The organism is Ralstonia sp. AU12-08, assembly GCF_000442475.1.
Lineage (GTDB): Bacteria > Pseudomonadota > Gammaproteobacteria > Burkholderiales > Burkholderiaceae > Ralstonia > Ralstonia insidiosa.
Map to the genome: position 1 here is coordinate 19,432 of NZ_ASZV01000006.1, position 21,003 is coordinate 40,434.

Annotated in this window: 25 protein-coding genes; 3 read left to right on the top strand and 22 right to left on the bottom strand. The window is 64.6% G+C overall.

What is annotated here, in order from left to right; genetic code table 11:
* Nucleotides 1-3: 3 nt before the first annotated feature.
* Nucleotides 4-1,146 (bottom strand): acyl-CoA dehydrogenase family protein, encoded by a 1,143-nt coding sequence (locus C404_RS34265; RefSeq protein ID WP_021193225.1) that lies wholly within the window; start codon nucleotides 1,144-1,146, stop codon nucleotides 4-6.
* 84 nt (nucleotides 1,147-1,230) lie between these two features.
* Here C404_RS34265 and C404_RS34270 point away from each other — a divergent pair, with 84 nt between their 5' ends.
* Nucleotides 1,231-2,268, top strand: a complete 1,038-nt coding sequence (locus C404_RS34270; RefSeq protein ID WP_021193226.1) for a GlxA family transcriptional regulator — start codon at nucleotides 1,231-1,233, stop codon at nucleotides 2,266-2,268.
* 27 nt (nucleotides 2,269-2,295) lie between these two features.
* Here C404_RS34270 and C404_RS60845 read toward each other — a convergent pair whose 3' ends face one another.
* The 15 genes from C404_RS60845 to C404_RS34345 all read right to left on the bottom strand — a co-directional run bounded on the left by C404_RS60845 (nucleotide 2,296) and on the right by C404_RS34345 (nucleotide 15,245).
* The gene (locus C404_RS60845; protein ID WP_261312900.1) at nucleotides 2,296-2,421 is read right to left on the bottom strand and encodes a hypothetical protein; all 126 of its coding nucleotides are present in this window, start codon (nucleotides 2,419-2,421) and stop codon (nucleotides 2,296-2,298) included.
* A gap of 63 nt (nucleotides 2,422-2,484) precedes the next feature.
* The gene (locus C404_RS34280) at nucleotides 2,485-2,877 is read right to left on the bottom strand and encodes a tautomerase family protein (protein WP_021193228.1); all 393 of its coding nucleotides are present in this window, start codon (nucleotides 2,875-2,877) and stop codon (nucleotides 2,485-2,487) included.
* A 52-nt stretch (nucleotides 2,878-2,929) separates the two neighbouring features.
* Nucleotides 2,930-3,346, bottom strand: coding sequence for a MarR family winged helix-turn-helix transcriptional regulator (locus C404_RS34285; RefSeq protein WP_021193229.1), 417 nt, complete (start codon nucleotides 3,344-3,346; stop codon nucleotides 2,930-2,932).
* 97 nt (nucleotides 3,347-3,443) lie between these two features.
* Entirely contained in the window at nucleotides 3,444-4,409 is a 966-nt protein-coding gene (locus C404_RS34290; protein WP_021193230.1) for a Csu type fimbrial protein, read from the bottom strand.
* Nucleotides 4,406-6,745 carry a fimbria/pilus outer membrane usher protein gene (locus C404_RS34295; protein ID WP_235180613.1) on the bottom strand — a complete coding sequence of 780 codons (2,340 nt, stop codon included), beginning with the start codon at nucleotides 6,743-6,745 and terminating at the stop codon, nucleotides 4,406-4,408. The genes C404_RS34290 and C404_RS34295 overlap by 4 nt, the downstream gene beginning before the upstream one ends.
* 53 nt (nucleotides 6,746-6,798) lie before the next feature.
* Nucleotides 6,799-7,491 carry a fimbrial biogenesis chaperone gene (locus C404_RS34300; RefSeq protein WP_232317431.1) on the bottom strand — a complete coding sequence of 231 codons (693 nt, stop codon included), beginning with the start codon at nucleotides 7,489-7,491 and terminating at the stop codon, nucleotides 6,799-6,801.
* Between the two features lie 98 nt (nucleotides 7,492-7,589).
* Complete coding sequence (locus C404_RS34305; protein ID WP_021193233.1) at nucleotides 7,590-8,111, bottom strand: Csu type fimbrial protein; 522 nt, start codon at nucleotides 8,109-8,111, stop codon at nucleotides 7,590-7,592.
* A gap of 134 nt (nucleotides 8,112-8,245) precedes the next feature.
* Nucleotides 8,246-8,521, bottom strand: coding sequence for a hypothetical protein (locus C404_RS34310; RefSeq protein ID WP_152524403.1), 276 nt, complete (start codon nucleotides 8,519-8,521; stop codon nucleotides 8,246-8,248).
* 129 nt (nucleotides 8,522-8,650) lie between these two features.
* A complete protein-coding gene (locus C404_RS34315; protein WP_080981154.1) occupies nucleotides 8,651-10,846 on the bottom strand; it encodes a TonB-dependent siderophore receptor in 2,196 nt (731 codons plus the stop codon).
* Nucleotides 10,847-10,968: 122 nt separating this feature from the next.
* On the bottom strand, nucleotides 10,969-12,600 hold the full coding sequence (locus C404_RS34320; protein WP_021193236.1) for a PepSY-associated TM helix domain-containing protein: 1,632 nt from the start codon (nucleotides 12,598-12,600) through the stop codon (nucleotides 10,969-10,971).
* A gap of 2 nt (nucleotides 12,601-12,602) precedes the next feature.
* Entirely contained in the window at nucleotides 12,603-12,860 is a 258-nt protein-coding gene (locus C404_RS34325) for a hypothetical protein (RefSeq protein WP_192840329.1), read from the bottom strand.
* 5 nt (nucleotides 12,861-12,865) lie between these two features.
* Nucleotides 12,866-13,150, bottom strand: coding sequence for a hypothetical protein (locus tag C404_RS34330; RefSeq protein ID WP_021193238.1), 285 nt, complete (start codon nucleotides 13,148-13,150; stop codon nucleotides 12,866-12,868).
* 166 nt (nucleotides 13,151-13,316) lie between these two features.
* On the bottom strand, nucleotides 13,317-13,673 hold the full coding sequence (locus C404_RS34335; RefSeq protein WP_021193239.1) for a hypothetical protein: 357 nt from the start codon (nucleotides 13,671-13,673) through the stop codon (nucleotides 13,317-13,319).
* Nucleotides 13,674-13,894: 221 nt separating this feature from the next.
* Nucleotides 13,895-14,482, bottom strand: coding sequence for a 2-hydroxychromene-2-carboxylate isomerase (locus C404_RS34340; protein WP_021193240.1), 588 nt, complete (start codon nucleotides 14,480-14,482; stop codon nucleotides 13,895-13,897).
* Between the two features lie 28 nt (nucleotides 14,483-14,510).
* Nucleotides 14,511-15,245 carry an SDR family oxidoreductase gene (locus C404_RS34345; protein WP_021193241.1) on the bottom strand — a complete coding sequence of 245 codons (735 nt, stop codon included), beginning with the start codon at nucleotides 15,243-15,245 and terminating at the stop codon, nucleotides 14,511-14,513.
* A gap of 93 nt (nucleotides 15,246-15,338) precedes the next feature.
* Between C404_RS34345 and C404_RS34350 the strand changes: the two genes are divergently transcribed.
* Nucleotides 15,339-15,920: a TetR/AcrR family transcriptional regulator gene (locus C404_RS34350; RefSeq protein WP_021193242.1), complete on the top strand. Its 582-nt coding sequence runs from the start codon at nucleotides 15,339-15,341 to the stop codon at nucleotides 15,918-15,920.
* Here the strand turns inward: C404_RS34350 and C404_RS34355 are convergent, their stop codons facing one another.
* The 5 genes from C404_RS34355 to C404_RS34370 all read right to left on the bottom strand — a co-directional run bounded on the left by C404_RS34355 (nucleotide 15,921) and on the right by C404_RS34370 (nucleotide 19,178).
* A complete protein-coding gene (locus C404_RS34355) occupies nucleotides 15,921-16,457 on the bottom strand; it encodes a hypothetical protein (RefSeq protein WP_021193243.1) in 537 nt (178 codons plus the stop codon).
* The gene (locus C404_RS34360; protein WP_442792366.1) at nucleotides 16,409-16,933 is read right to left on the bottom strand and encodes a hypothetical protein; all 525 of its coding nucleotides are present in this window, start codon (nucleotides 16,931-16,933) and stop codon (nucleotides 16,409-16,411) included. Before C404_RS34360 ends, C404_RS34355 begins: the two co-directional genes overlap by 49 nt.
* A gap of 106 nt (nucleotides 16,934-17,039) precedes the next feature.
* Nucleotides 17,040-17,357, bottom strand: coding sequence for a putative quinol monooxygenase (locus C404_RS58735; RefSeq protein ID WP_021193245.1), 318 nt, complete (start codon nucleotides 17,355-17,357; stop codon nucleotides 17,040-17,042).
* A 43-nt stretch (nucleotides 17,358-17,400) separates the two neighbouring features.
* Complete coding sequence (locus C404_RS34365; RefSeq protein WP_064496316.1) at nucleotides 17,401-18,204, bottom strand: AraC family transcriptional regulator; 804 nt, start codon at nucleotides 18,202-18,204, stop codon at nucleotides 17,401-17,403.
* Between the two features lie 74 nt (nucleotides 18,205-18,278).
* Nucleotides 18,279-19,178 carry a LysR family transcriptional regulator gene (locus tag C404_RS34370; RefSeq protein ID WP_021193247.1) on the bottom strand — a complete coding sequence of 300 codons (900 nt, stop codon included), beginning with the start codon at nucleotides 19,176-19,178 and terminating at the stop codon, nucleotides 18,279-18,281.
* A 158-nt stretch (nucleotides 19,179-19,336) separates the two neighbouring features.
* On the opposite strand from C404_RS34370, the gene C404_RS34375 reads away from it, so the two are divergent.
* The gene (locus tag C404_RS34375; protein ID WP_021193248.1) at nucleotides 19,337-20,107 is read left to right on the top strand and encodes an SDR family NAD(P)-dependent oxidoreductase; all 771 of its coding nucleotides are present in this window, start codon (nucleotides 19,337-19,339) and stop codon (nucleotides 20,105-20,107) included.
* A gap of 40 nt (nucleotides 20,108-20,147) precedes the next feature.
* Here C404_RS34375 and C404_RS34380 read toward each other — a convergent pair whose 3' ends face one another.
* Nucleotides 20,148-20,936, bottom strand: a complete 789-nt coding sequence (locus C404_RS34380) for an AraC family transcriptional regulator (protein ID WP_031328829.1) — start codon at nucleotides 20,934-20,936, stop codon at nucleotides 20,148-20,150.
* Between the last annotated feature and the right edge of the window lie 67 nt (nucleotides 20,937-21,003).

The window sequence follows — 21,003 nt, forward strand, 5'->3', positions numbered from 1 at the left end:
GCGTCAAAGGGTGCGGGCGATCAGCTCTTTCATGATCTCGTTGGTGCCGCCGTAGATCTGCTGCACGCGCGAGTCGGCCCACGCGCGGGCGATGGGGTATTCCCACATGTAGCCGTAGCCGCCGTGCAGTTGTACGCAGCGGTCCATCACTTTGAATTGCAGGTCGGTGGTCCAGTACTTGGCCATCGACGCGGTGGCGGCATCGAGCTTGCCGTCGAGCTTCAACGCGATGCACTGGTCCACAAACACGCGGCCGATCTGCACTTCGGTTTTCAACTCCGCCAGCGCATGGCGGGCGGTCTGGAAGTCGAGGATGGATTTGCCGAAGGCCTGGCGCTCGCGCACGTAGCGCAGCGTCCAGTCGAGCGCACCTTCGGCCGAAGCGATGGCACCGATGGCAATCTGCAGCCGCTCCCACGGCAACTCCTGCATCAGGTAGCCAAAGCCGCAGTGCTCTTCGCCCAGCAGGTTGGCGGCGGGCACACGCACGTTGTCGAAGAACAGCTCGGCCGTGTCCTGCGCCTTCATGCCGACTTTTTTCAGGCGCTTGCCCTTGCTGAAGCCGTCCATGGACGTATCCACCACGAACAGGCTCGTGCCCTTGGCGCCGCCCTCGGGCGTGGTGCGCGCCACGACGATCACCACGTCGGCATGCCAGCCGTTGGTGATGAAGATCTTCGAGCCGTTGAGCACGTAGTGGTCGCCATCGCTGCTACGTGTCGCGGTGGTGCGCACGCCTTGCAGGTCGGAGCCGGCGCCGGGCTCAGTCATGGCAATCGCGCCGATCATCTCCGCGCTCGCCAGTTTGGGTAGGTAGTGCTGCTTGAGCGCCTCGCTGCCGTAGTGCAGCAGGTAGGGCGCGACGATTTCCGAGTGCAGGCCAAAGCCCAGGCCCGTGGCACCCGCGCGGGCGATCTCCTCCATCAGCACTGTGCTGTAGCGGATGTCCGCACCGGCGCCACCGTAGGCCTCGGGCATGCTGGCGCAGTGGTAGCCCGCGGCAGCGGCTTGCTCCCAGATGGCGCGGTCGACGTAGCCCTGGTCTTCCCAGCGCTCGTGGTGGGGCATTACTTCTGCGTCGATAAAGCGGCGGACGGATTCGCGAAAGGTGTCGTGTTCAGCATCGAACAGCGTGCGGGAAATCATGGTGGCTCCGGATGCGCGGGTGGGTTGCCGTATTTCAGCAAGGCCGCGACAATTCCGGTTGATCTGAATAGCCACGTTCTTGATATGAGCAGACAGTCGAAATCTGCCTCCAAACGTCCTGATCGGCCCCATCGTCCGGACCGCGCTCGCATCGCCATCCTGCTGCCGCCGCGCCTATTTGCCGGCTACGTGTTCCTCACGCACGAGATGCTGCTGATTGCCGGCACCATGCAGGCGCGCAGCGTGGACGTGATGGGCAGCCGGCTGTTCGAGATCGATCTGCTCTCAGCAGACGGGCAACCCGCCATCAGCTTTGCCGACATGGCCGTGCCGGCGAGTGGTGCGTTGCGCACGGCCGGCCTGCACGACGTGGTGATCGTGCCTGGCCAGTTCGCGCCGCAGGCCATGCTGGAGGCGGAGGAGTCGCTATTTGCCGATTGGTTGCGCGCGCAATACGACGCGGGCGCGCTGGTCGTGGGCTTGAATGCCGCGCCGCTGTTCGCCAAGGCAGGCTTGCTCGATGGTCGCCGCGCGACTGGGCTGGCGAGTGAGCGGGCGTGGTTTGCTCGACACTTTCCCGAGGTGCAGTACACGCCGGACAAGCCGCTCGTGGTGGACGGCCGCCTCATCACGGTGAGCGGCATCAACCCGGCGGTGGATGCGTGCGCCTATGTGATCGATCACTGCCGAGGAGCAGGTGCCTCGCGGCGCCTGCTGCGCACGGCGCTCACACAGTCGCTGCCGTCTTACGAGCACATGGCCGTGTGGACAGCGCAGTTCAAGCGCCACGGCGATGCGGCCGTGCTGGCCATTCAGGAGATCGTGGAACGGGAGTTGGCAGCGCCCCCGGCGCTGGCGGAGCTGGCCGCGCAGGCGGCAATGAGTGAGCGGACCCTGACACGCCGTTTTGCCGCTGCCACCGGCAGCAACCTGCGGCGCTATGTGGCGGCGTTAAGGCTGGAGTTGGCGGCGTTCCTGTTGCGCACCGGCAGGCAGCCGCTGGATCACATTGCGGACGAGTGCGGCTTTGGCAGCGTCAGTGCACTCAGCCGCGCATTTGCAGCGGGCTACGGCAGCAGCCCGCTGCGTTACCGGGCACACCAGCGGGGCGGCCCGGCGTAAGTGCCCGCGTGCATACATCAAGGGCGGTCATGGACGGAACAGATCGTAGCCGGCCAGCAGCACCACGCCAGCCAACGCCGTGAGCGCCAGCGAATGTTGGCCGAAATACAGCAACGCAGCGGCCACCCAACTGGCCGCGAAAAAAGCACTCATGCGGTTCATGATCACACCTGGTTGTTTTGTGGTTGGAGCGGCGCTGCCAGCACATCGTGCGCATCACGCGTGCTGGAAGCGATACTCCTGGGTCTTGCCGCCATAGCCATACGTTGCGGCGCGAACGTCCTGTACATAGATATAGGACTCTTCGTGCAGATTGCCGAGCAGCGCTGCAAATGCCTCGAACGCCTCGGCGATGTACTGCGCCTTCTCCGCCTTGGTGTTGGTTTCGTCCGTCACCTTGATGTCGAAATAGACGCTGTGCCTGCCTTGCGCCGCGAGCGTTTGCCCGCCAACGATCCAATCCGCCGGGTCGACGTAGTCGATGGCGATGGCCGTGACCTTGGGGTCTTTGCCGAGGATGCGGGAGGTGAGTTCCAGCAGCGTGGTGGAAATCTTCTGCGTCATTTCCGCAGAACGCTGGGCACTGACTTTGACGTTGAGGATCGGCATGATAGCTTCCTTTATTAGTTAGCAATGCAACTATAAGAGCCAAAAAAAACGCTCAGCTCAGGGTCGAGCGCACACCCCGGATTTTCGACACCGTATCGGTGAACTCCGCACTGCCCAGCACGCGTTTGAGGCGGGCGGTGACGGCGCCACTCGCATCATTCAGAGCCGCACCAATCTTCATGGCCTCTGGCGTCGGGAAGATCGCGGTCTCGCGGCCGTCGGCTTCTGTCTTGCGGCGCTCGATCAGGCCTTTGGCTTCCAGGCCGTCCAGCGCGCGCGTGGCCGTGGGGCGCGTGACGGACATCGCTTCCGACAGCTCGCTTTGCAGCATGCCGGGACGGTCGACGATCGCTCTCAACATGAAGCCTTGCGGAGGCGTCAGGTCGAAGGGCGCGAAGGCATCTGCCCAGACGCGTTCGAGCTTGCGGGCCAGCGCGGAGGTGTTGAAGTAGAGGCAGTGGTCAAACATGGTGAGTTGGATGGTAGGCGGTTATAGTTAGATATGCAACTTATTCTTGTTGTGTGGTGCGGGCTTAGTCCAACTGGATCCATGCACCGTGCCTGGCTCAGTACGTCACCGTCACGATGATTGTGTCGTTATAAACCCCGGCCTGCGGCGTCACCTGTACGGGTACGCGCCCATACACCGTCGATACCTGCGATGCCCCGCTTCCGATGCCGGCCACCGTTGAGGTTCCGGCCGTGCCATCCCCCCACACGGCGGCGAACGCACTGGTTGTGTAGAGTCCGTAGCCCACGGTTTGGGTGCCGCCCGTGCGTGTCAGCAACCGGTTGGCGACCGTCGCGCCGCTGCCCCCGCCGGCGGACAGCGACAACGTCCACGGCGACTGGTTCGTGCAGTTGAGTGTGATGGCGCTGCTGGCGGTGACGGCCGCGTTGAGTAGCCCGGCTGTGCCGAAGTTCAGATTCGTTGCGCTGATGATGCAGTCGTTGATCAGGCTGGCGGTGGCAGAGAACGAAAACGTGGTCGGGTTGGTGGTGATGCTCGCGCACGTCGTGGTGCCGGGGTTGAACAGCGAATAGGTGGTCGCGCTGGCGCCAGAGAAGCTCTGCGTGTAGGTGCCGGCGGGCAGCGTGGTTTGACCGCCAGTGACGCGGCCATACACCGTGACGGTGGCGGAGCCTGCGCCGAGCAGGCCCAGCGGTACATCCACTGTCAGCGCCGGTGTGGAAGGGGTCGTGCGCCCACCCCAGACGGTGCTGCGCCCGCTGTCTGTGTACACGTTGTACTGCAGTTGGTTGCTGCCGAAACTCAATACGCGTGGCGTGATGCTTGTTCCGCCACTGCCCGTGCCCAGATTCAGGCACGCGCGTGCGGAGCCCTGGAGCAGCGGAAAGCCGTTGCAGTTGACGGTGAGCGTGGTGGTGACATCGGTGTTGCTGCCCTGCACGGGGCTGATGTTGCCGAAGTTGATGCTGGCCGTGGTCACGGAGCACGACTGTGCGTGCGCATACGCCGGCAGCAGCACGGCCAGCATCAGCAGACAGGTGCGCAGCCAGCGCCGGCTCATGGCGCACCACGCTGTGGTTGAGGCACGCAGCGCAGCGGGCCGAACGTCGGCAGCGCGCCAGCATCAGCGGGGTAGGTGAACTGCACCACGCAAGGCGGGCTCACGTCATCCACGCGTACGGTGTTCTCTGTGTCCAGCGTATCGATGAAGGCAAGGCCGTCATAGCCGATCGGATAGCGCTGGCCATTTCGCACGAGTGTGGCGGTACTGCCGGCCGGCAGTGGTTGGTCGTGCGCATCGACCAGGCGAAGTTGCGCGCCGCGAAAGGTTTCGATGCGAAAGCGTGCCAGCACACCCGAGCGGTCAGCCGGGGCAATCGTCATGGTGCTGGTATCGAGCTTGGCGTTGATGGGCAGCACGAGCGGGTCGATCGCCACGCGGTTGTTCTCGTATGAGACGAGGTCCGGTACGAGCAAGTGGCCACCCGCATTCGTGCGGCCCATCAGGCGGTTCTCGAAGGTCACCGGCACGTTGGGGATGCCTTCGGTTGAGACCAGCGCAAATCCGTCGTTGATGCGTCTGCCCGGCAGCACGTCGCCATCCATGACAACAACCGAGCCGGTCAGGTCCACTGCTGTGCTGGTCTGGCCGTTGACCTCCTGCGCGGCGACAAAGGCATCGCCGTAACGGCTGCGGTAGTTCAGCTGCGCCAGGGATCGGCGGTCCGACCCGGTCTGGTTCGCTTGCAGCTGCCAACCGAAGCCACCGCCGTATTCCGGCGTGCGGATGGCGCTGACGGTGGCCGAGGTGTGGCCGCGGTCGGTACCCACGCCAACGGCCGTGCTGGTGTCGTTGCCCAGTGCCATGGTGAGCGCCATCAGCACACCGCGCGCGCGGCTGTCTGCGAGATCTTGATAGGCACTGGCGCTGAGCGAGAAATCGCGCCCGACCTGCGTGCTGTACGACAGCGAGACGATACGCGACTTGCCCGTCACTGGGTCGGACACACCGATATAGCTGGCCGCAACGCTGCCCGAGCGGCCTGCCGGCACCGACACCGTGGTGCGCAACAGCGAGCGTAGAAACGGCGCACCTGCAGCGCTTGCCAAGTCGCGGTACGTGCCGAAGCTGCGCATGCCTTGCACGTCAACGTTGAAGATGGGCGTGCGGTATTGATAGCCGATGGTGCCCTGTGCGCCGTTCTGGCCGTCGCCTTGCGAGTACGCGGCCGCGCCAGACAGCACGCCGCCCTGGCCCAGTCGCACTAGCGTACCTCCGCCGGCATTGGCGACGCTGCGCGTGGCTTCTGCATGACCTTCAAGCGTGAGGCTGCTGGTGAGGCCATAGCGCATGGATGTGCTCAGCGCGGGGCTCGATGCATAGTCGAACGAGCGCACGCCATAGTTGTTGCGCAGGAAGCCCATTTCAACGGCGTAGTCGAGCAGCCCTGCAGCAAGCAGCCGCGTGTCGATGTACAGCGGCACCGATGTCACCACGTCACGCCCGAGCGCATCCTTGACCACGATCACCGCCTGCCCGGCGCCCGTGATGGCCGGCGCGTTATTCAGCACGAACGGCCCGCTGCCCACTTGCCCAGTGAACTGCCGCACGTTGTTCACATAGAGATCGACCGCCGTGGGCACGGCTGCGCTGCCGCCAAGCGCGGGCAGCGGGTACGTCACCAAGTCGGGGCGCAGTGCGAAGTTGCGTCGCCACTGCATGCCGCCCAGCCGGACGGCACGGCTCCAACTGAGTGATGACGTCACGGTGTCGCCCACGGCGAGCGTCGTAAGCCTGTCGGCATCGGAGTGCGACCAACTCGTGTCGAGCCGGGTGTAACGGTGTGCGCTGGAGCCGAACACGGCAACGCCGCTGTTGGCGAACACGCCGCCCGGGTGGAAGACACGCTGCTCGCTGAACAGGCCCAGGCTCGGGCCGCCGGGGCCGAGCGTGGTGGGTTGCAGGTAGGCGTCGTAGTTGAGCACGAGGCCCGTGCCGCTGGTGGCGGCCACGCGGCGTTGCGTCTGATAGCTGAGCACGTTGGGCACGCGGCGGGTGTCGTCCAACGCGAATTGCGCCTGCTGGGTGCGCACGTCGTACACATAGCGCAGACCGGGGATACCGTCGAGCGCGATCAGACCGTTCGCGTTGGGTTGCAGATCATCGACGCGGATGCCGATCGCGCGCAGTTCATCGGCGGTGGTGGACAGCCGTCCATCATGCAGGCGGAAGCGCGCGATGATCTGCGTGGACGTGCCGTTGATGATGGCCTCCAGATAGATGTCGCCCAGGCCGGCGGCGGGCAGTGGGCCGTCAGGGCGTGTGGCAGCGAGCAGGGCGGGTGCATCGGTGCCAGCGCTGAGATGCTCCTGCGCGGCGGCGGACGCGGCCAACACCAAGCCGCAACCCAAGGCAAGTACGCGGCGGCAGGTCGTGCCCGCGTTGCACATCAGTCGGCACGGGCAAGCGGAATCTCAACCGCAACGCCATTGATCTGCGCGCGCAGCCGCTGTGGCACGACACCCGTTGTGCGGGCATCCGCGATGGGCCACGTGCGTGTGGCGCCGGCCAACGCATAGCCGAGTAGGCCTGGGGTGATCTCGTTGCGCGTGCCGTCGCTCCATTCGATGGAGACGGCCGAGAGTTGTGCGTGGTACCTGTCGATGTTGCGCACCACCAGCACGGCCTTGCCGCCGTCTTGGCGCAATGTGGCCGTCAGCTTGGGCGGCGCATCCGCAGTTGCATTGACGAACACTGGCACCGAGTAACGCAACTGCATCGTCACGCCGGTCAGCGTTTGCGGGCGACGATCCGGTAGTTCGTCGATCAGCAGGCGGTAGGCCTGTTCACCCGCGCCGGCAACAGGCGGCTGCGTCAACACCACACGCACAACCTGTTCGCCGCTGGCCGGAATCTGCACGATGGGCGGGCTGGCGACCAGTGTCGTGGCAGGCTCAAGGTGATCGCCATCGGCATCCTGCGTCCATCGGAACACGCGTACCTGCGCGTTGAGTGGTTGCGTGCCGCGGTTGTGCAGCATGATGACGGCCGCCATCTGGCCTGGCGGCAGGTCAAGACGGATGGGTGAGATCTGCAGCGCAGCCGCGTGCGCGGCGAATGGCGCGAGCGCTGCAATCAGCACGGCAAGGCTCGCTACCCAGACCCAGCGCACGTGTCGGCATCGCAACGCCGTGACGTTGCGATGCGCCGCATGCGAGGCAACCCCAAGGCCGAGCAAACTCAGAACGTGATGGTGGCGGTGACGGTGGAGGTATAGGTGCCGGCAGCTGGCGTGCTCTGCTGTGGCACACGGCCGTAGACCGTCAGGGTTTGCGCAGTGCCGGTACCGGTGCCGGTGACCGTGTTGGTGCCGATGGTGTTGCCCCAGACCTGGGTGTGGGCGCTGTCACTGTAGAGCTGGAAACCCACGGTGGCACCACCGCTGCCCGCCAGCAGGCGTGCGGCGACGGTTGAACCTGTGGTGGTGCCTGCATCCAGCCCCACGTTATAAGGTGCAGCGGTGCTGCATGTGACACTCAGGCTGGTGGTTTGGTCCACGTTGGCGCTGAGCACGCCCTGGGTGCCGAAGTTCAGCGGGTTGGCGCTGATCAGGCAGTTGTTCTGCAGCGTGAGCGTGACCGTGAAGGTGGTCGTTTGGGTAGCGGCGCTCAGCCACCCGGGGGCAGCCAGCAGGCCGGCCAGCACGATCAACCGGGGGTGGAGGCGGAACAGACGGGATGTTGATGAGCGGTTGCCACGCATCGGGCTCTCCTCGGAAGATGGCCCGATGATGCGTGCGGCAGCACATGCATCGACAGTGACGTCGCGGGCTCTGCTTGTTGTTGAAAGGTGATCGTTTCAACATAGTCAAAGAGAGGTCCGCTTCCCACTGATTATCAAAATTCCACAGTCACAATCTGTTGGTGTGCTGAGATCGCCGCATCTTCGACTTGCGCCGGTAGAGCCGGTATGGCAGCGCCGCGCGATATGCGGCTGGGTGACGCGCCCAGGCATTGCACGCTGACAGCGGCGGGTGGTTGGCTGTTGATCATGCAGCTATCGGCCACCGCAAGGTTGATGGTCAGGCTGGTGCGGGTTGCGGCCACCGGCACGGTGGGGGTTGCGCCCAGGGCCAGTGGGGCAAGGAGTGCAAACGTACGAGGGAGTTTCACGAGATCAACGGACGAGCGATGAGGAGCGCCGGCCATATCGCGGCCGGTGGACTTCGTCTGTATCGGCACCCGGGGCCAAAGATATAGGCCCCGGGAGAGCGAAATCTCCCCCGGTGGAGGCCGCTATGCTCAAAAGTTGATCGTGGCACTGGCCCGGAACGTGCGCGGCGCCCCTTGCGCGAGGATGAACCCCCAGCTCGGCAGCCAGTATTTCTCGTTGGTCAGGTTGTCGATGTTGAAGCGGAACGTGACGGCCTTGCCGCCCACCTTGGTGCTGTAGCGTGCACCCGCATCAAACGTGTGGTACCCCGGCACGATATTGCTGTTGTTGGCCTCCAGCGCCGAGTTGCCGACGTACTGGCCACCGGCTGACAGCACCAGCCCGGGCATGGCCGGCACCGCGTATTCGACATACGCCGTGGCCTTGTACCGCGGCGATCCGTAGGCGCGCTTGCCAAGCACCGAGGCATCGGATTCCGTGTTCTCCGAGTTCATGAACAACACTCCACCAAGCAGCGTCCAGTCCCGTGCGATCTTGCCGCGTGCGCTCAACTCCAGGCCGCGGTAGCGCGTCATGCCGTCCTGCGTATAGACGTTGTCCGGGCGCAGGTATGCCAGGCCACGTTGCACCTGGAACAGCGCCGCACCCAGGCTCCAGTCGTGCAACTCCGCCTTGGCGCCCACCTCGACTTGCTTGCTCTTGAGCGGGCCGAACACGGTACCCGCATTGGCTGCTGTGATGGGTGCGCTGGCGCCGGCTTCGAGCGATTCCACATAGCTCGCATACAGCGTCATCGGCTGCACGGGTTTGAACATCAGCGCCACCGTGGGCGTGATCGGCTCGCGGTCGTACTTGGCCGACACGTCACCGCTCGGGGTGTAGCCGGTCTGGCTAAAGCGCGTGTAGCGCAGGCCGCCCAACACCGACCACTGTTGGTTGAACTTGACTGTATCGCTGGCGAAGACCGAGGTCTGGTCGATCTTCGAAGTGCGGTACATCCCCTCGGATGACGGCACCCGCATCAACGGCGCACCCGACGACACAAACGCCGATGGGTTGTACAGATTGCCCGTGCCCAGGAAGGTGGAGGCGAAGCCGGTATTGGCCTGCGTCAGGCTTTGCCACGATGTGCCGAACACCAGTTCATGCTCGATCGACCCGGTGCGCACGCGGCCATTTGCCATCACCTGCGCTTGGCTGTACGCATAGCGCTGGTACGAGCCGTACTGCAACTCGCTGAAGGTGCCGGCGTTGTCGGTCAGCTGGATGGCGCTGTCGGCGTTGCCGCGGTTCTGCTGCGTGTAGCGGTATGACGCGCGCACGTTCCAGTCGGGTGCGGCTGCCCAGTTCAGTTCGGTGCCGACGGTCTTGATTTCGGTCTCGTAGTACGAGCCGCGCGAGGCCACGCGCTGGCTGCCGTCAATGGCGCGCGGTGTGCGCACGAACTCGCTGACCGGCACGCCAAAATCTTGCCCGGGGATGATGCCGTAGTACGCGCCCTGCACGTTGCGCTGCATGTACAAGCCATCGAACGACCATTGCAGATTCGGCGTGATGCGGGCATCGAGCGCGAGTGATGCGGAGTCACGCTTGATATGGCCGCCGTCGACAAAGGTGTCGCCTTCTTCATGCACCACGCCAAGCCGTGCACCCAGCGCCTTGGTGGGGCCAAAGCGGCCGCCCAGGTCAATCGATTCCTTGAGCGTGCCGCCGCTGGTATAGCCGAACGTGGCGCTGCCGCCAAAGGTGTTGGTCGGGCGCTTGGTGACGAAGTTGGCAATGCCGCCCGGCGTGCCGAAGCCGTACATGAAACCCGACAGGCCCTTGAGCAGCTCCACGCGCTCGAAGTGTTCCAGCGGCACATCGCTGCCCCAGTTGGGCACGGCCATGCCGTCGATCTTGTAGCCCTCCAGCAAGTCGAGTTGCAGGCCGCGGATGGTGATATTCGATGCCTCACCAATGTAGCCGTCGTTGTTGGCGGTCACGGACGGGTCACCCTTGAACACCTCGCCAATCGTCTGTGCCTGGCGGTTCTGGATCAACTCCTGCGTGACGACGTTGATGGAGAACGGCGTGTCGAGCAGGGGCTTGTCACCCAGGGCACCGGTGGCGGCCTGCTTGGCACCGTACGCAGCCGCTTTGCCGGCGGAGACCTGCGTGGCGGGCAGGTCGACCTGGGCCGAGGTCTGCTGCGCCCAGGCGGGTGCGCCCGCACTCATGGCCGCGAGCATCCACGCGAGTTGCCGCGCCAAAGGCGTGACGCGTGGACGTGCGGCGCGCGTGCGGCGGCGAAGGGTGGATCGGCGTGAAACGGCGGCTGGCATCTGGTGCTCCCCTGGACAGCGTTGTCAGTGAAATGCGGCGTGCACGTGCCCACGCATGCCGTTGAACGGCAGGCGCGGGAACGTGCGGGTGGTGTGGTTTGTGCTGCTTTTTTTTTTGGGCGTTAGGGCTCTTTGGCCACGCTCGGATGCAGGCCGTTGCCGGCGGGTGCGTTGTCGGCCTCGCGTGCAGGCATCGCCCAAACAGAATCAGGCGCACCCTGGCGCGCCCGGCGCAGCGTGGCACGTGCGAGAGCGACAAAGCCGCACGCAAGCACCAGCGCGCCGAGGTCGAAACCGGCCACGTTCCATTCGCCACGCGCGATCGTGCGCAGCAGGTGGTCGCCAGTCACGACGGCATTGGTGATGGGCACCAGCACCGCTGCAATGGCCGCGGCGCTCAGCAGTTCCACTGCACCGCGTGCGGGCGGTCGTATCAATGCCCACGCAATCGCCCCAAAGAACACCGTGTAGTACGTCACGCCCGTCGAGCGCTCCGGCCACAGCAGCGCCGCTGGGAACATCGCCATCACACCCACGCAACAGCCAATGCACACGCCCACCGTGGCGCGCGCCAGCAACTGGTGCACGCGTGGCTGATCGAGTTTGCGCTGCTTGCGGCGCGATTCGATCCACAGCAGGTTGCCCGAATAGAAGACGAACGCGCCGGCAATACCCATCACCAAGTAAGCCAGGCGCAGGACGATGTCGCCGTAGGTGCCGAAGTGCAGGCCGTAGACGAGGCTGAAGATGGCGTGGTTGGTGTCGCGCGCATCGGGCGTCTGGTTGCTGACCAACTGGCCGCTGTTGGGTTGGCCAGCGGCGGCGTGAATGGCGACGGAACCGTAGTCGCCCACCGCGCGCGTGCTGCTGCCGCGCACTTCTGCCACGGCGTTGGCATCTCCAATGTGCTGGTAGTGGATCGACTTGACGGTGAAATTGGGTCCGGCGGTTTCACGTGCGCGGGCCAGCAGTGCCTCGGCTGACAACATCGAGGCCGAGCGATTGGCAGCCACCACCGTACCGGCCGCGGTGGTCACGCGCGGCACGGCATCAAACAGTTTGCCGTTGAGCGTCACGCTGTTGAACACCGTCATCAGCACCACGCTCAGGCACAGCACCGGCGCGGTCATCGCAAAGATCAGGTGGAACGGCAGGCTGAACAGGCCGAGCACGTTGTGCACGTCCATCCAGAAGCGCTTGAGATTGCGCCCCGGGCGCACGGCCAGCAGGTCTTTCTTCAGGCGCGGCAGGTGCAGCAGCACGCCCGAGATGAGCGCCACGCCATACAGCACCGAGATCGCGCCCATGAAGTACATGCCCATATCTTCCAGCCCCAGCGAGTAGTGCAGCCGGTTCAGGAAGTTGGCCAGCTCCCCCTTGGAGGGTTCGAGCGACAGGTCCTTTGGCGTGGTCTTGCCGGCGGTGAGCTTGCTGCCGGTGGTGGTCTGCCAATCGCCCTTGCTGTTCTGCCAATAGGCGGAAAACTCGGGCTCGCCTTCGTTGGGGAGGATCACGTAGGCGCTGGCGGCCGCTGCCGGGTGCGTGCGCACGAGCGTGTTCACGAAGTGGTCGACGTCGGCAGGCGTGGTGGCAACGGCAGCGTGTTCGGCCCGCAGCGGGTTTTGCCACGCGTGCAGCTCCTCATGGAATACCGTGAGCGCACCGGCAAAGAACGCAATGAACAGTGCCCAGCCAGCCATCAGGCCGACCCAGGTATGCAGCGTCTGATACAGACGGAGAGTGGCGGATTTCATGGTCAGGGGTGCAGCAGGCGCGGCAGCCAGAGCACGCCAAATGACAGGAGATTGGCCGTGCCGAACACGACCCACGCGTGAACGCTGGTCGAGAACAGCACGCTTGCGCTGATGAAGACCACCCACAGCGGCAGGCAGACGAGCAGCGCGCCGATCAGGCCGCTCTCCCAGCCGCCCGGCAGCCACAGGATCGCCAGCGTGCACAGCGCAATCGACAACGGCAGGCCGAGTACCACACCGGCCAGCCACTTGGTGCCCATGCCGGTCACGGCCGTACCTCCGCCGCCTGGCGACGTTGCTGTACCCACGCACCGGCCATTGGCCACAGCGAGAGGCCACCTGCTACCACCAGCAACACACCGATGGTCGCGCCGGCCCAGCCGAGCACGTCGTTCCACAGCACCACGGCAATTGCCGCCATCACCAGTGCGGCCGCGCAGAGCACGCGGCCACGCGCAAGCGAACCGGGCGCGAGCAGCGCCTGATTAGGCGACGCCGCGTACAGGCAGCCTGCGGCCAGCAACCCGAGCAGGAGGGCAACACCGTGCATGACAGAGTTCAGTGGAATCAAGAACGCAAATGATAATGATTCGTATTGAATGAAACAAGCCAATGCCGGTCGCGTTGTAAGGTTGGAGAGGCGGGGGGCGGGTGAGCGAGGCCGCGCCATGCCGGCCGCACGTCGGCGGCCGGCTGGCGGGTAGGGGAAGCGGGGGTTACTGCTGCAGGACCTTGTATTCGATCTTTTTCAGCACACCGTCCGAATCATCAAAGTAGAACGAAGCCACCTTTTTTGAGCCAACAGGAATCCCGACGAACGCGATGCCGATTGCCGCGTTGCGCGAATAGCGATAGTTCCAGATGTCGAGGCCACCAGCCGTTGCCTTGTCGCTCGGTGCGCCGAGTTCCAGTGCAACGTCTTCGCGCTTGGCAACGCCCGGGACGAACTGCTTCTGCAGCGATTCCTGCGTTGCGTCAGAGATTTTGTCGACGCCCGTGCCACCACCGACGCTCACGGCGCAGCCGGACAGGGCAAATGAGAGGGCGAGACCGGATACAAGAATACGAAACATGAAAGTCCTTCTTATTGGTTGGAGTATGGAAAGCCGCTTCGATGCCACAGCGTGAACCGCGAGTTCGCTGCCCCCGCATCGCATGCGCGCCCGCATCGTAGAGAGGGTGCGCGGAAAGCGCATCCCCTTAAGCGTCGTGTTTCCGCCAAATTGAAGTGAAACTTTCTAAGGTCTCGTCTGATTGATCTTTAATTCCAGGCTGGGAGCGGGTTTGCGCTGGCTTAGCTGAGCGCTGCCTCGACAAAATGCAGACGATCCTGCCCCCAGAACATCTCATCGCCGACAAAGAACGTGGGCGCGCCGAACACGCCGCGCGCCACGGCTTCTTCGGTGGTTTTGCGCAGCGTCTGCTTGACGTGGTTATCCTGCACCAACTCCATCATCAGCGCGGGCGAGATACCGGCGGCTTCCAGTACGGCCGCCAGCTCGTTCAGGTCACCCAGGTTGCGCGGGTGCTCGAACATCGCGCTGAAGATGGCACCGAGGTAGTTGTGGAACTCGGCATCACTGCGCAGTTGCATCCCCACGGCACCGCGCATCAGCTGCAGCGTGTTGATCGGGAAGTGCGGGTTCTGCTGGATCGGCACGCCAAAGTATGTCGCCCAGCGTTCCAGGTCGATGTTGGAGTACCGGCCCTTGGCCGGAATGGTGGCCGGGCTGCTGTTGCCCGTGGCCTGGAACACGCCGCCCAGCAGCATCGGCCGCCAGACGATCTCCGCGCCCTTGGCTTGCGCAATCTTCGGCAGTTGGTGATACGCGAGGTAGCTGTACGGGCTGCCCACATCGAAGAAGAATTCGACCTGCTTCATGCGTGTGTCTCCTGGTGTTGTAATGGTGTTACCAGCGCTCGATCCACGGGCGCAGATCCAGCTCGTGCGTCCAGGCGTCGCGCGGTTGCGTGTGCAGGTACCAGTAATTCTCGGCGATGTGCTCGGGGTTGAGGATGCCGTCCTGGTCTTTCAGGGCATAGCGCTCGGGAAAGTTCTCGCGGATGAACTCGGTATCGATGGCGCCATCGACCACCACATGCGCCACGTGGATGCCCTTGGGGCCCAGTTCGCGCGCCATGCTTTGCGCGAGCGCCCGCAGCGCATGCTTGGCGCCCGCGAATGCCGCAAAATTGGCCGATCCGCGCATCCCTGCCGTTGCGCCGGTGAAGAGAATCGTGCCGCGCCCGCGCGTGACCATGCGCTTGGCCACTTCACGCCCGGCCAGGAAGCCGGAGAAGCACGCCATCTCCCAGATCTTGAAGTACTTGCGGGCGGTCTCTTCCAGGATGCTGCTCGGCACGTTGGCGCCGATGTTGAAGACCATCACCTCGATCGGGCCGACGTCGCGCTCGATGTCGTCGACGAGCTTGATGACGTCTTCCTCCTTGCGCGCATCCGACGCGAAGCCGAGCGCCTGACCGCCTTCCGCACGGATCGCTTCGACCAGCGGCTGCAGCTTGTCGGCCGAGCGGCGCGTGACGCAGGCAACCAGGCCCTCGCGCGCAAAGCGTTTGGCGATGGCGCCGCCCGTGGCATCTCCTGCGCCGATGACGAGTGCCGCCTGCTTGTTGCTTGTCTCCATATCCACCTCGTTTATAGAATAACGATCGTTACCATAACAAACGTTATGCTACTGGTTGCATAGTGTCAAGCGAGTCGAAGTACGGAGGTAAAGATGCGATACCAGCCGGGTCACAAAGAAGAAAAGCGCAAGGAGCTGCTCAAGGCAACCGCCCGCAAGGTCAAGATCAGTGGGTTTGCGGCGACGGGCGTGGATGCCCTTGCGCAGGCTGCCGGCATGACCAGCGGCGCGTTCTACAGCCACTTTGGTTCCAAGTCGGATTGGCTCAAGGCGTTGATCGAGTCCGAACTGGCCGCCAGCCGCGAGATGTGGGCCGGCAATCCGCACGACACTGCGCAAGACTGGCTGCGCTTTGAACTGGACCGCTACCTGAATCTCGCGCACGTAAAGCATCCCGAAGCAGGCTGTGCGGTGCCTGGTTTGGCGGCAGAGATTGCACGCGCAGACAACAGCGTGCGTGCGCTCTATCAGGAAGAGATGCGCAAGGGCCACGCGGTTCTCGCGCAGCGCCTGGGCGATGACGATGCGGCGTGGGCGATGATCGCGCAGTTGGTAGGCGCCATCCATATCGCCCGGGCCATGCCGGACGAGGCCATGCAGCAGGTCGTCATCGAAGCGAGCAAGCGGTTCTTGCAGGACGCTGTGATGCGTCTGGCCGCCAAGGCTCAGCCGTAATTACTGCAGATTGCCCCAGCGCGGCACGGCGGGTTCTGCATTGGCCCATTGCCAGGCGTTGCCGTTCTGGCAGGCGTAGATGGTGTAGCCGGGTGCGGTCTTGGGGGCATCGCCGTCCTGCACGGTGAGGATGGCCTCGCGGCACGTTGCCAGCGGCGTGGTGAAGGTGCGTACCAGCACCACCTTGCCGTGTGCCTTGGTGATGCCCATCAGGCGTTCCAACGACCAGTTGAGCGAAGGGGCGCCGTCACTCAGGCGGCCCACTGCTGTGGCCAGCGCGTCTTGCTCACTGGCGGCCCATTTGCGTGTGGCGTACTTGATCGATGCATCGGTAGCCGCGTTGACCGTGACCGCCACGCCATAGGCCACTGCCGGATTGGCCGTCACCGCGCCGCTGGCCACACCTGCCGCCGCGCCCGTCAGCGGCCCGACCGAGGAGCATCCGGCAACCAGGCCAGCGCAGCCCAACAGAAGCCAGCGCAACGCCCTCATTGCAGCGAGCCCCAGCGCGCGGTGGCCGGCTCGGCGGTCGCCCATTTCCACTGCTTGCCGTCGTTGCAGATCGACGCGATGAAGAAGTCGACCTGTGTGGCCTCGCCGTCCACGGTGAAGAGAATTTCCTTGCAGCTGACGAGCGGCCCGTTGATCGAACGGGTGACGACGACACGCCCGCGTTCATCGGGCTCAAGGGGAATGCGGTGTTTGATCTGCCAGTTGCCGACAGTGTTGTCAGGCAGTGCGCCTGCGATCTGGGCAATCTGATCCTGTGTCTCGGTGTGCACGACGCGTTGGGTGTGCTGCAGCGCCGCGCGGGCGCCGGCCTGCACGCCCAGGCCGATGCCGGTGGCCACTGCCGCGTTGTCGGTCACCTTGGCGGCAAGGGCCGCGCCACCAATGCCGGCCGCGGCCGTCGTACCTTCCGACATGAAAGAACTGCAGCCGCTGAGGACGGGCGCGCTCAGGGCGAGGGCACAGCCCAGCATCCGTGCGGATGTGAACCAAGGTGTGCGCATGGGGGGCTTCCAAATCTGCAACGCGCTTGATTCTAAGGGATGTCGCTGCCCGGAAACGGTTATGTGGCGCGGATTCCCACAATTGTTTTCAGTTCGCGCGGGTCACCTATACTGCTTCGCCCAGTGTCAAACCATGCGCTTCCATCAGCGTTCCGCTGGTGATTTCTGGAGGTGCTGTGAGCAGCGTGTCGAACGTCGACAGCGCGCGCTGCACGGGTTCGGAGGCCATGTGCGCCTCCCACGCGGCCCGGTCCCGATACACCTCGTGCAGGAGAAAGACGTCCGACTCGTCATGCGCGCGATAGAAGGAATACGCCAGCGTGCCGGGCTCCTCGCGCGCCAGTGCCACCAGCGTCGAGAGCTGCCCGCAGAGCGCATCAACGGTTTCGGGCCGCGCCCGCAGTCGAACGATCAGCAGATACATGCTTCACCTCAGAACTAGGAAGATGGGTTGCCATCTTTAATGGTCAGGCGAGCGAGGTCTTGTAGAAATGCGTCTTCGTTTGCGCGTCCCGCCGATAGCGCAATGGCGATTGCCCGGTGAGCGATCGAAACTCACGGTTGAACTGCGGCTGGTCGTAGTAGCCATGAGCGAGTGCGGTATCGAGCAACGGCAATTGCGGTTGCAGATGCAATGCGCGCACGGTGTGCTGGAACCGCACCAGCCGCCGGAATGCGACCGGCGCTAAGCCTTCTACCGCCAGGAAACGACGCTCCAGTTGCCGCCGGCCGAGCTGCAAGCGTGCGGCCAGCGCATCGATGGAGGTGGTGTGTGGCGCGGCATAGAGCGCGGCAACCGCTGCAGTCACCTGGGCGTCGGCGCGCACAGGTGCTAGCCGTGCCAGCAGGAATGCATCGATCAACGCAACGCGCTGTGAGAAATCGGCGGCCTGCGCCACCTGCTCGTGCCAACCGAGCGCTTCGCGGCCCCACAGTGCGTCGATCGGTGCCTGTGTATCCAGCAACCGGCCGATGGATTCGCGGACCAACGCCCCCCATCGGCCCGCGCGAATCCGTATCGCTGTGAAGCCGATGTCGTCGGTCGATGCCAGTGCATAAGGCTGCAATCGCACGCACAGCATGTGGGCGGCGGGCAGTGCGGCTCCGTTCTCGCTACGAAACGGCTGGCGGTGATGGAGAAACACTTCGGTGCCGGTGCCAGGCAGGAGCCGCGGCAGCGCAATGCGCTCGCCCGGCGCGGCTTCCCAGCTCCAGTAGCGGTCGATGTACGGGCGCAGTGCGGGATGCGGGCGCGCCATCTGCGTTTGCACGGGTTGGCCTCCGGGCGGTCGACACGCCATTGTGCTGCAGTGTTTGTGCAGTGGGGCAGCCGCGTTGCCCGCTTTCACGTACGGCAGAGCGCCTTCAGGTGCGCGACCAGCGCATCGAACACCACCCGCACGCGCGTTGGTACGGGCCCCCGCTGCGGGCGATAGACGTGAAGCGTCCATGAAGGAGGCTCGAACCGCCGCAACACGCGCACCAGTTCCCCGCGCTCGACGTGCGGGCGCAGCAGGTACTCGGAGGTTTGCGTGAAGCCCAGGCCCGCGCAGGCGGCTTGCACCTCGGTCTCCGGGTCATCGGTCACGAAGGCCGTGTGGCGGGGTTGGATCTGGGTGTCACTACGGAAGGCCCACGACCAGGCACGGCCATCCGTGCGGTTGATGAGCGTGGTGACCGGCAGCGCCAGCAGTGCATCGGGTGTCTTGGGTTCGCCCACGCGGGCGAGCAGCGCGGGTGCGCCCACCACCCACAACGGCACGGTGCCGATCGAGCGCGCCACGAAGCGGTTGTCACCGATGAAGCCGACGCGCACGCCCACGTCGATCTGCTCATCCACCACGGCGGAAGGGGTGTCCGACAGGCGAAGGTCTGCGACCAGGCCCGGGTGCTGTTGCATCAGTGCCGTCAGCACAGGCATGACATAGGTGCGCCCCACATGCGAAGGCGCCGTGACACGCACGATGCCGCCCATCTCTGCCGCCTTGGCCGACGAGGCATCGAACAGGCCATCGACGGTCTGCAGCGCGGTCTGCGCCTGTGCGGCGAAATCCTGCCCGTAGCGCGTGATCTGCACGCTGCGCGTGTTGCGGTGGAAGAGCGTCTCGCCCAGCGTGTCTTCCAACTCGCGCACCGCCCGCGTGACGGCCTGTGGCGACACGCCAAGCCGTGCTGCCGCTTCTCGAAACGTCGTCGCGCTGGCGGCCGCAGTGAAGATGCGCAGCAGTTCAAGCCGGTCTTGCATGGCAACCCCTTGAATTCCAGAAATGGGAATTTTGTTTGCCGGATTATTCCATTTATTTGCCGCATCAGCCTACCCATACTTGGCTCCAAGCCTGGCGGTACCGAGCCCCAACCAACCGCCGGACGCCAGATTTCTCCATCTACGGCAAGGAGCCGAACATGAACGCAGCAACGCAACAACTGAAGGACAAGATCGCTCTCGTGACGGGCGCCAGCTCGGGTATCGGGCACGCTTCTGCCATTGAACTGGCCAAGCGCGGTGCCAAGGTGGTCGTGGCTGCTCGGCGCAAGGCAGAACTCGACGCGCTGGTGCAGACGATCCGCGCGCAAGGCGGCGAAGCGGCCGCCGTCGAAGCCGACGTCACGCGCGAAGACGACATCCGCAAGATGGTCGACTTCACCGTCAGCACGTACGGGCGCCTCGACATTGCCTTCAACAACGCAGGCACCGAGGGCGTGTTCGCACCGCTCACCGAGCAGACGGACGCTACCTACGACAAGGTGTTCGACCCGAACGTGCGCGGCGTTTTTCACTCGATGAAGTACGAGGCCGAGGTGATGCTCCGCCAAGGCTCGGGCAGCATCATCAACAACGCATCGATGGGCGGCGTGATCGGTTTTGAGAACGCGGGCCTGTACATCGGTACCAAGCACGCGGTGATCGGCATGACGAAGACCGCGTCGATCGAATGGTTCCGCCGTGGCATTCGCGTCAACGCGCTGGCGCCGGGGCTGATCGAGACGCCGTTCCACCATCGCGGTATCTGGCCGTCGGCCGAGGCGATGTACGACTTTGCCGCCGGCACGCCAGCGGGCCGCGTCGGCAGTGCGCAGGAGATGGCGACGATCGTGGCCTTCCTCGCCTCGGATGACGCGAGCTTTGTGTCGGGCCATGCGCTCGTGGCGGATGGCGGGTACTCGGTGGCTTGATGTGGTGGGCTATGCGGCGGGGCCAGGGTTTGTTGAGACCCTAGGTCTCGCCGCACATCTGCCGCCGGTAGCGCTCCGGCGAGAAACCGAGCTGCTTGCGGAACATCGTGATGAACGCCGATGGCGTGCTGTAGCCGAGTGCCAGGGCGATGTCCTGGATCGAGCAATCCTCCTTGAGCCATACCAGTGCGCGCAGCAGCCGCACGCGGTTGCGCCATTGCACGAAGCTCATGCCGAGTTCGCTCTGGAAACGGCGTGCGAGCGTGCGCTCGGTGCTGTGCACGCGTTCGGCCCACTGCTGCAGCGTGGTGTTGTCGGTCGGGTCCAGGCGGATGGCCTGCAGGATGGGCTCGAGATGGCGATCGGTGCTGTCCGGGAGGTAGCTGTCGGTATGCCCGGCGCGAACGAGGGTTTCGACCAGCAGCTCGAACTGGCGCAAGTCCCAGTCGTCCGCCATGGCGGTGACGCGGCGCGCGGCAAAGTCTTCGAACAGCGCGCGCACCAGCGGCGTTTGCGGGATCAGGCAAGCCATGGGCGGCAGCCGTTGCGCGAGCGGCTCGGCCAAGTACACGGAGAGGAAATCCGTCGCCTGCCGGATCGACGCCGAATGCGGCTGGTTGGCCGGCACCCAGATCAGGTATTCGGCCGGCGCCGTCAGCCGGCGCCCATCGACCACGACCTCCATTAAGCCGAGGTTGATGCGGTTGATCTGGCCCCACGGGTGCGTGTGCGGCTCGATAGCGGTCTCGGGCTCGAAATGGTCGTAGCGGAAGTAGAACGGGGCGCCCTTGGGCACCCGCAGGTCGGCTTCACGGTAGGCGGTGTACATGTTGGCGCGCTTTGTCGCTTTCGATGCGTTAAATTGTCTGGTTTGCATTATATGTTCCGAACCAGAC

What these genes read in the sequence shown, in the direction of transcription:
- C404_RS34290 (WP_021193230.1), bottom strand. Translation starts at nt 4,409, where the DNA reads ATGAGCCGGCGCTGGCTGCGCACCTGTCTGCTGATGCTGGCCGTGCTG.
- C404_RS34380 (WP_031328829.1), bottom strand. Translation starts at nt 20,936, where the DNA reads ATGTACACCGCCTACCGTGAAGCCGACCTGCGGGTGCCCAAGGGCGCC.
- C404_RS34330 (WP_021193238.1), bottom strand. Translation starts at nt 13,150, where the DNA reads ATGCACGGTGTTGCCCTCCTGCTCGGGTTGCTGGCCGCAGGCTGCCTG.
- C404_RS34285 (WP_021193229.1), bottom strand. Translation starts at nt 3,346, where the DNA reads ATGTTTGACCACTGCCTCTACTTCAACACCTCCGCGCTGGCCCGCAAG.
- C404_RS34360 (WP_442792366.1), bottom strand. Translation starts at nt 16,933, where the DNA reads ATGCGCACACCTTGGTTCACATCCGCACGGATGCTGGGCTGTGCCCTC.
- C404_RS58735 (WP_021193245.1), bottom strand. Translation starts at nt 17,357, where the DNA reads ATGTATCTGCTGATCGTTCGACTGCGGGCGCGGCCCGAAACCGTTGAT.
- C404_RS34280 (WP_021193228.1), bottom strand. Translation starts at nt 2,877, where the DNA reads ATGCCGATCCTCAACGTCAAAGTCAGTGCCCAGCGTTCTGCGGAAATG.
- C404_RS34350 (WP_021193242.1), top strand. Translation starts at nt 15,339, where the DNA reads ATGCGATACCAGCCGGGTCACAAAGAAGAAAAGCGCAAGGAGCTGCTC.
- C404_RS34375 (WP_021193248.1), top strand. Translation starts at nt 19,337, where the DNA reads ATGAACGCAGCAACGCAACAACTGAAGGACAAGATCGCTCTCGTGACG.
- C404_RS34315 (WP_080981154.1), bottom strand. Translation starts at nt 10,846, where the DNA reads ATGCCAGCCGCCGTTTCACGCCGATCCACCCTTCGCCGCCGCACGCGC.
- C404_RS60845 (WP_261312900.1), bottom strand. Translation starts at nt 2,421, where the DNA reads ATGAGTGCTTTTTTCGCGGCCAGTTGGGTGGCCGCTGCGTTGCTGTAT.
- C404_RS34335 (WP_021193239.1), bottom strand. Translation starts at nt 13,673, where the DNA reads ATGTTTCGTATTCTTGTATCCGGTCTCGCCCTCTCATTTGCCCTGTCC.
- C404_RS34340 (WP_021193240.1), bottom strand. Translation starts at nt 14,482, where the DNA reads ATGAAGCAGGTCGAATTCTTCTTCGATGTGGGCAGCCCGTACAGCTAC.
- C404_RS34345 (WP_021193241.1), bottom strand. Translation starts at nt 15,245, where the DNA reads ATGGAGACAAGCAACAAGCAGGCGGCACTCGTCATCGGCGCAGGAGAT.
- C404_RS34325 (WP_192840329.1), bottom strand. Translation starts at nt 12,860, where the DNA reads ATGGGCACCAAGTGGCTGGCCGGTGTGGTACTCGGCCTGCCGTTGTCG.
- C404_RS34370 (WP_021193247.1), bottom strand. Translation starts at nt 19,178, where the DNA reads ATGCAAGACCGGCTTGAACTGCTGCGCATCTTCACTGCGGCCGCCAGC.
- C404_RS34305 (WP_021193233.1), bottom strand. Translation starts at nt 8,111, where the DNA reads ATGCGTGGCAACCGCTCATCAACATCCCGTCTGTTCCGCCTCCACCCC.
- C404_RS34355 (WP_021193243.1), bottom strand. Translation starts at nt 16,457, where the DNA reads ATGGGCGACCGCCGAGCCGGCCACCGCGCGCTGGGGCTCGCTGCAATG.
- C404_RS34320 (WP_021193236.1), bottom strand. Translation starts at nt 12,600, where the DNA reads ATGAAATCCGCCACTCTCCGTCTGTATCAGACGCTGCATACCTGGGTC.
- C404_RS34270 (WP_021193226.1), top strand. Translation starts at nt 1,231, where the DNA reads ATGAGCAGACAGTCGAAATCTGCCTCCAAACGTCCTGATCGGCCCCAT.
- C404_RS34265 (WP_021193225.1), bottom strand. Translation starts at nt 1,146, where the DNA reads ATGATTTCCCGCACGCTGTTCGATGCTGAACACGACACCTTTCGCGAA.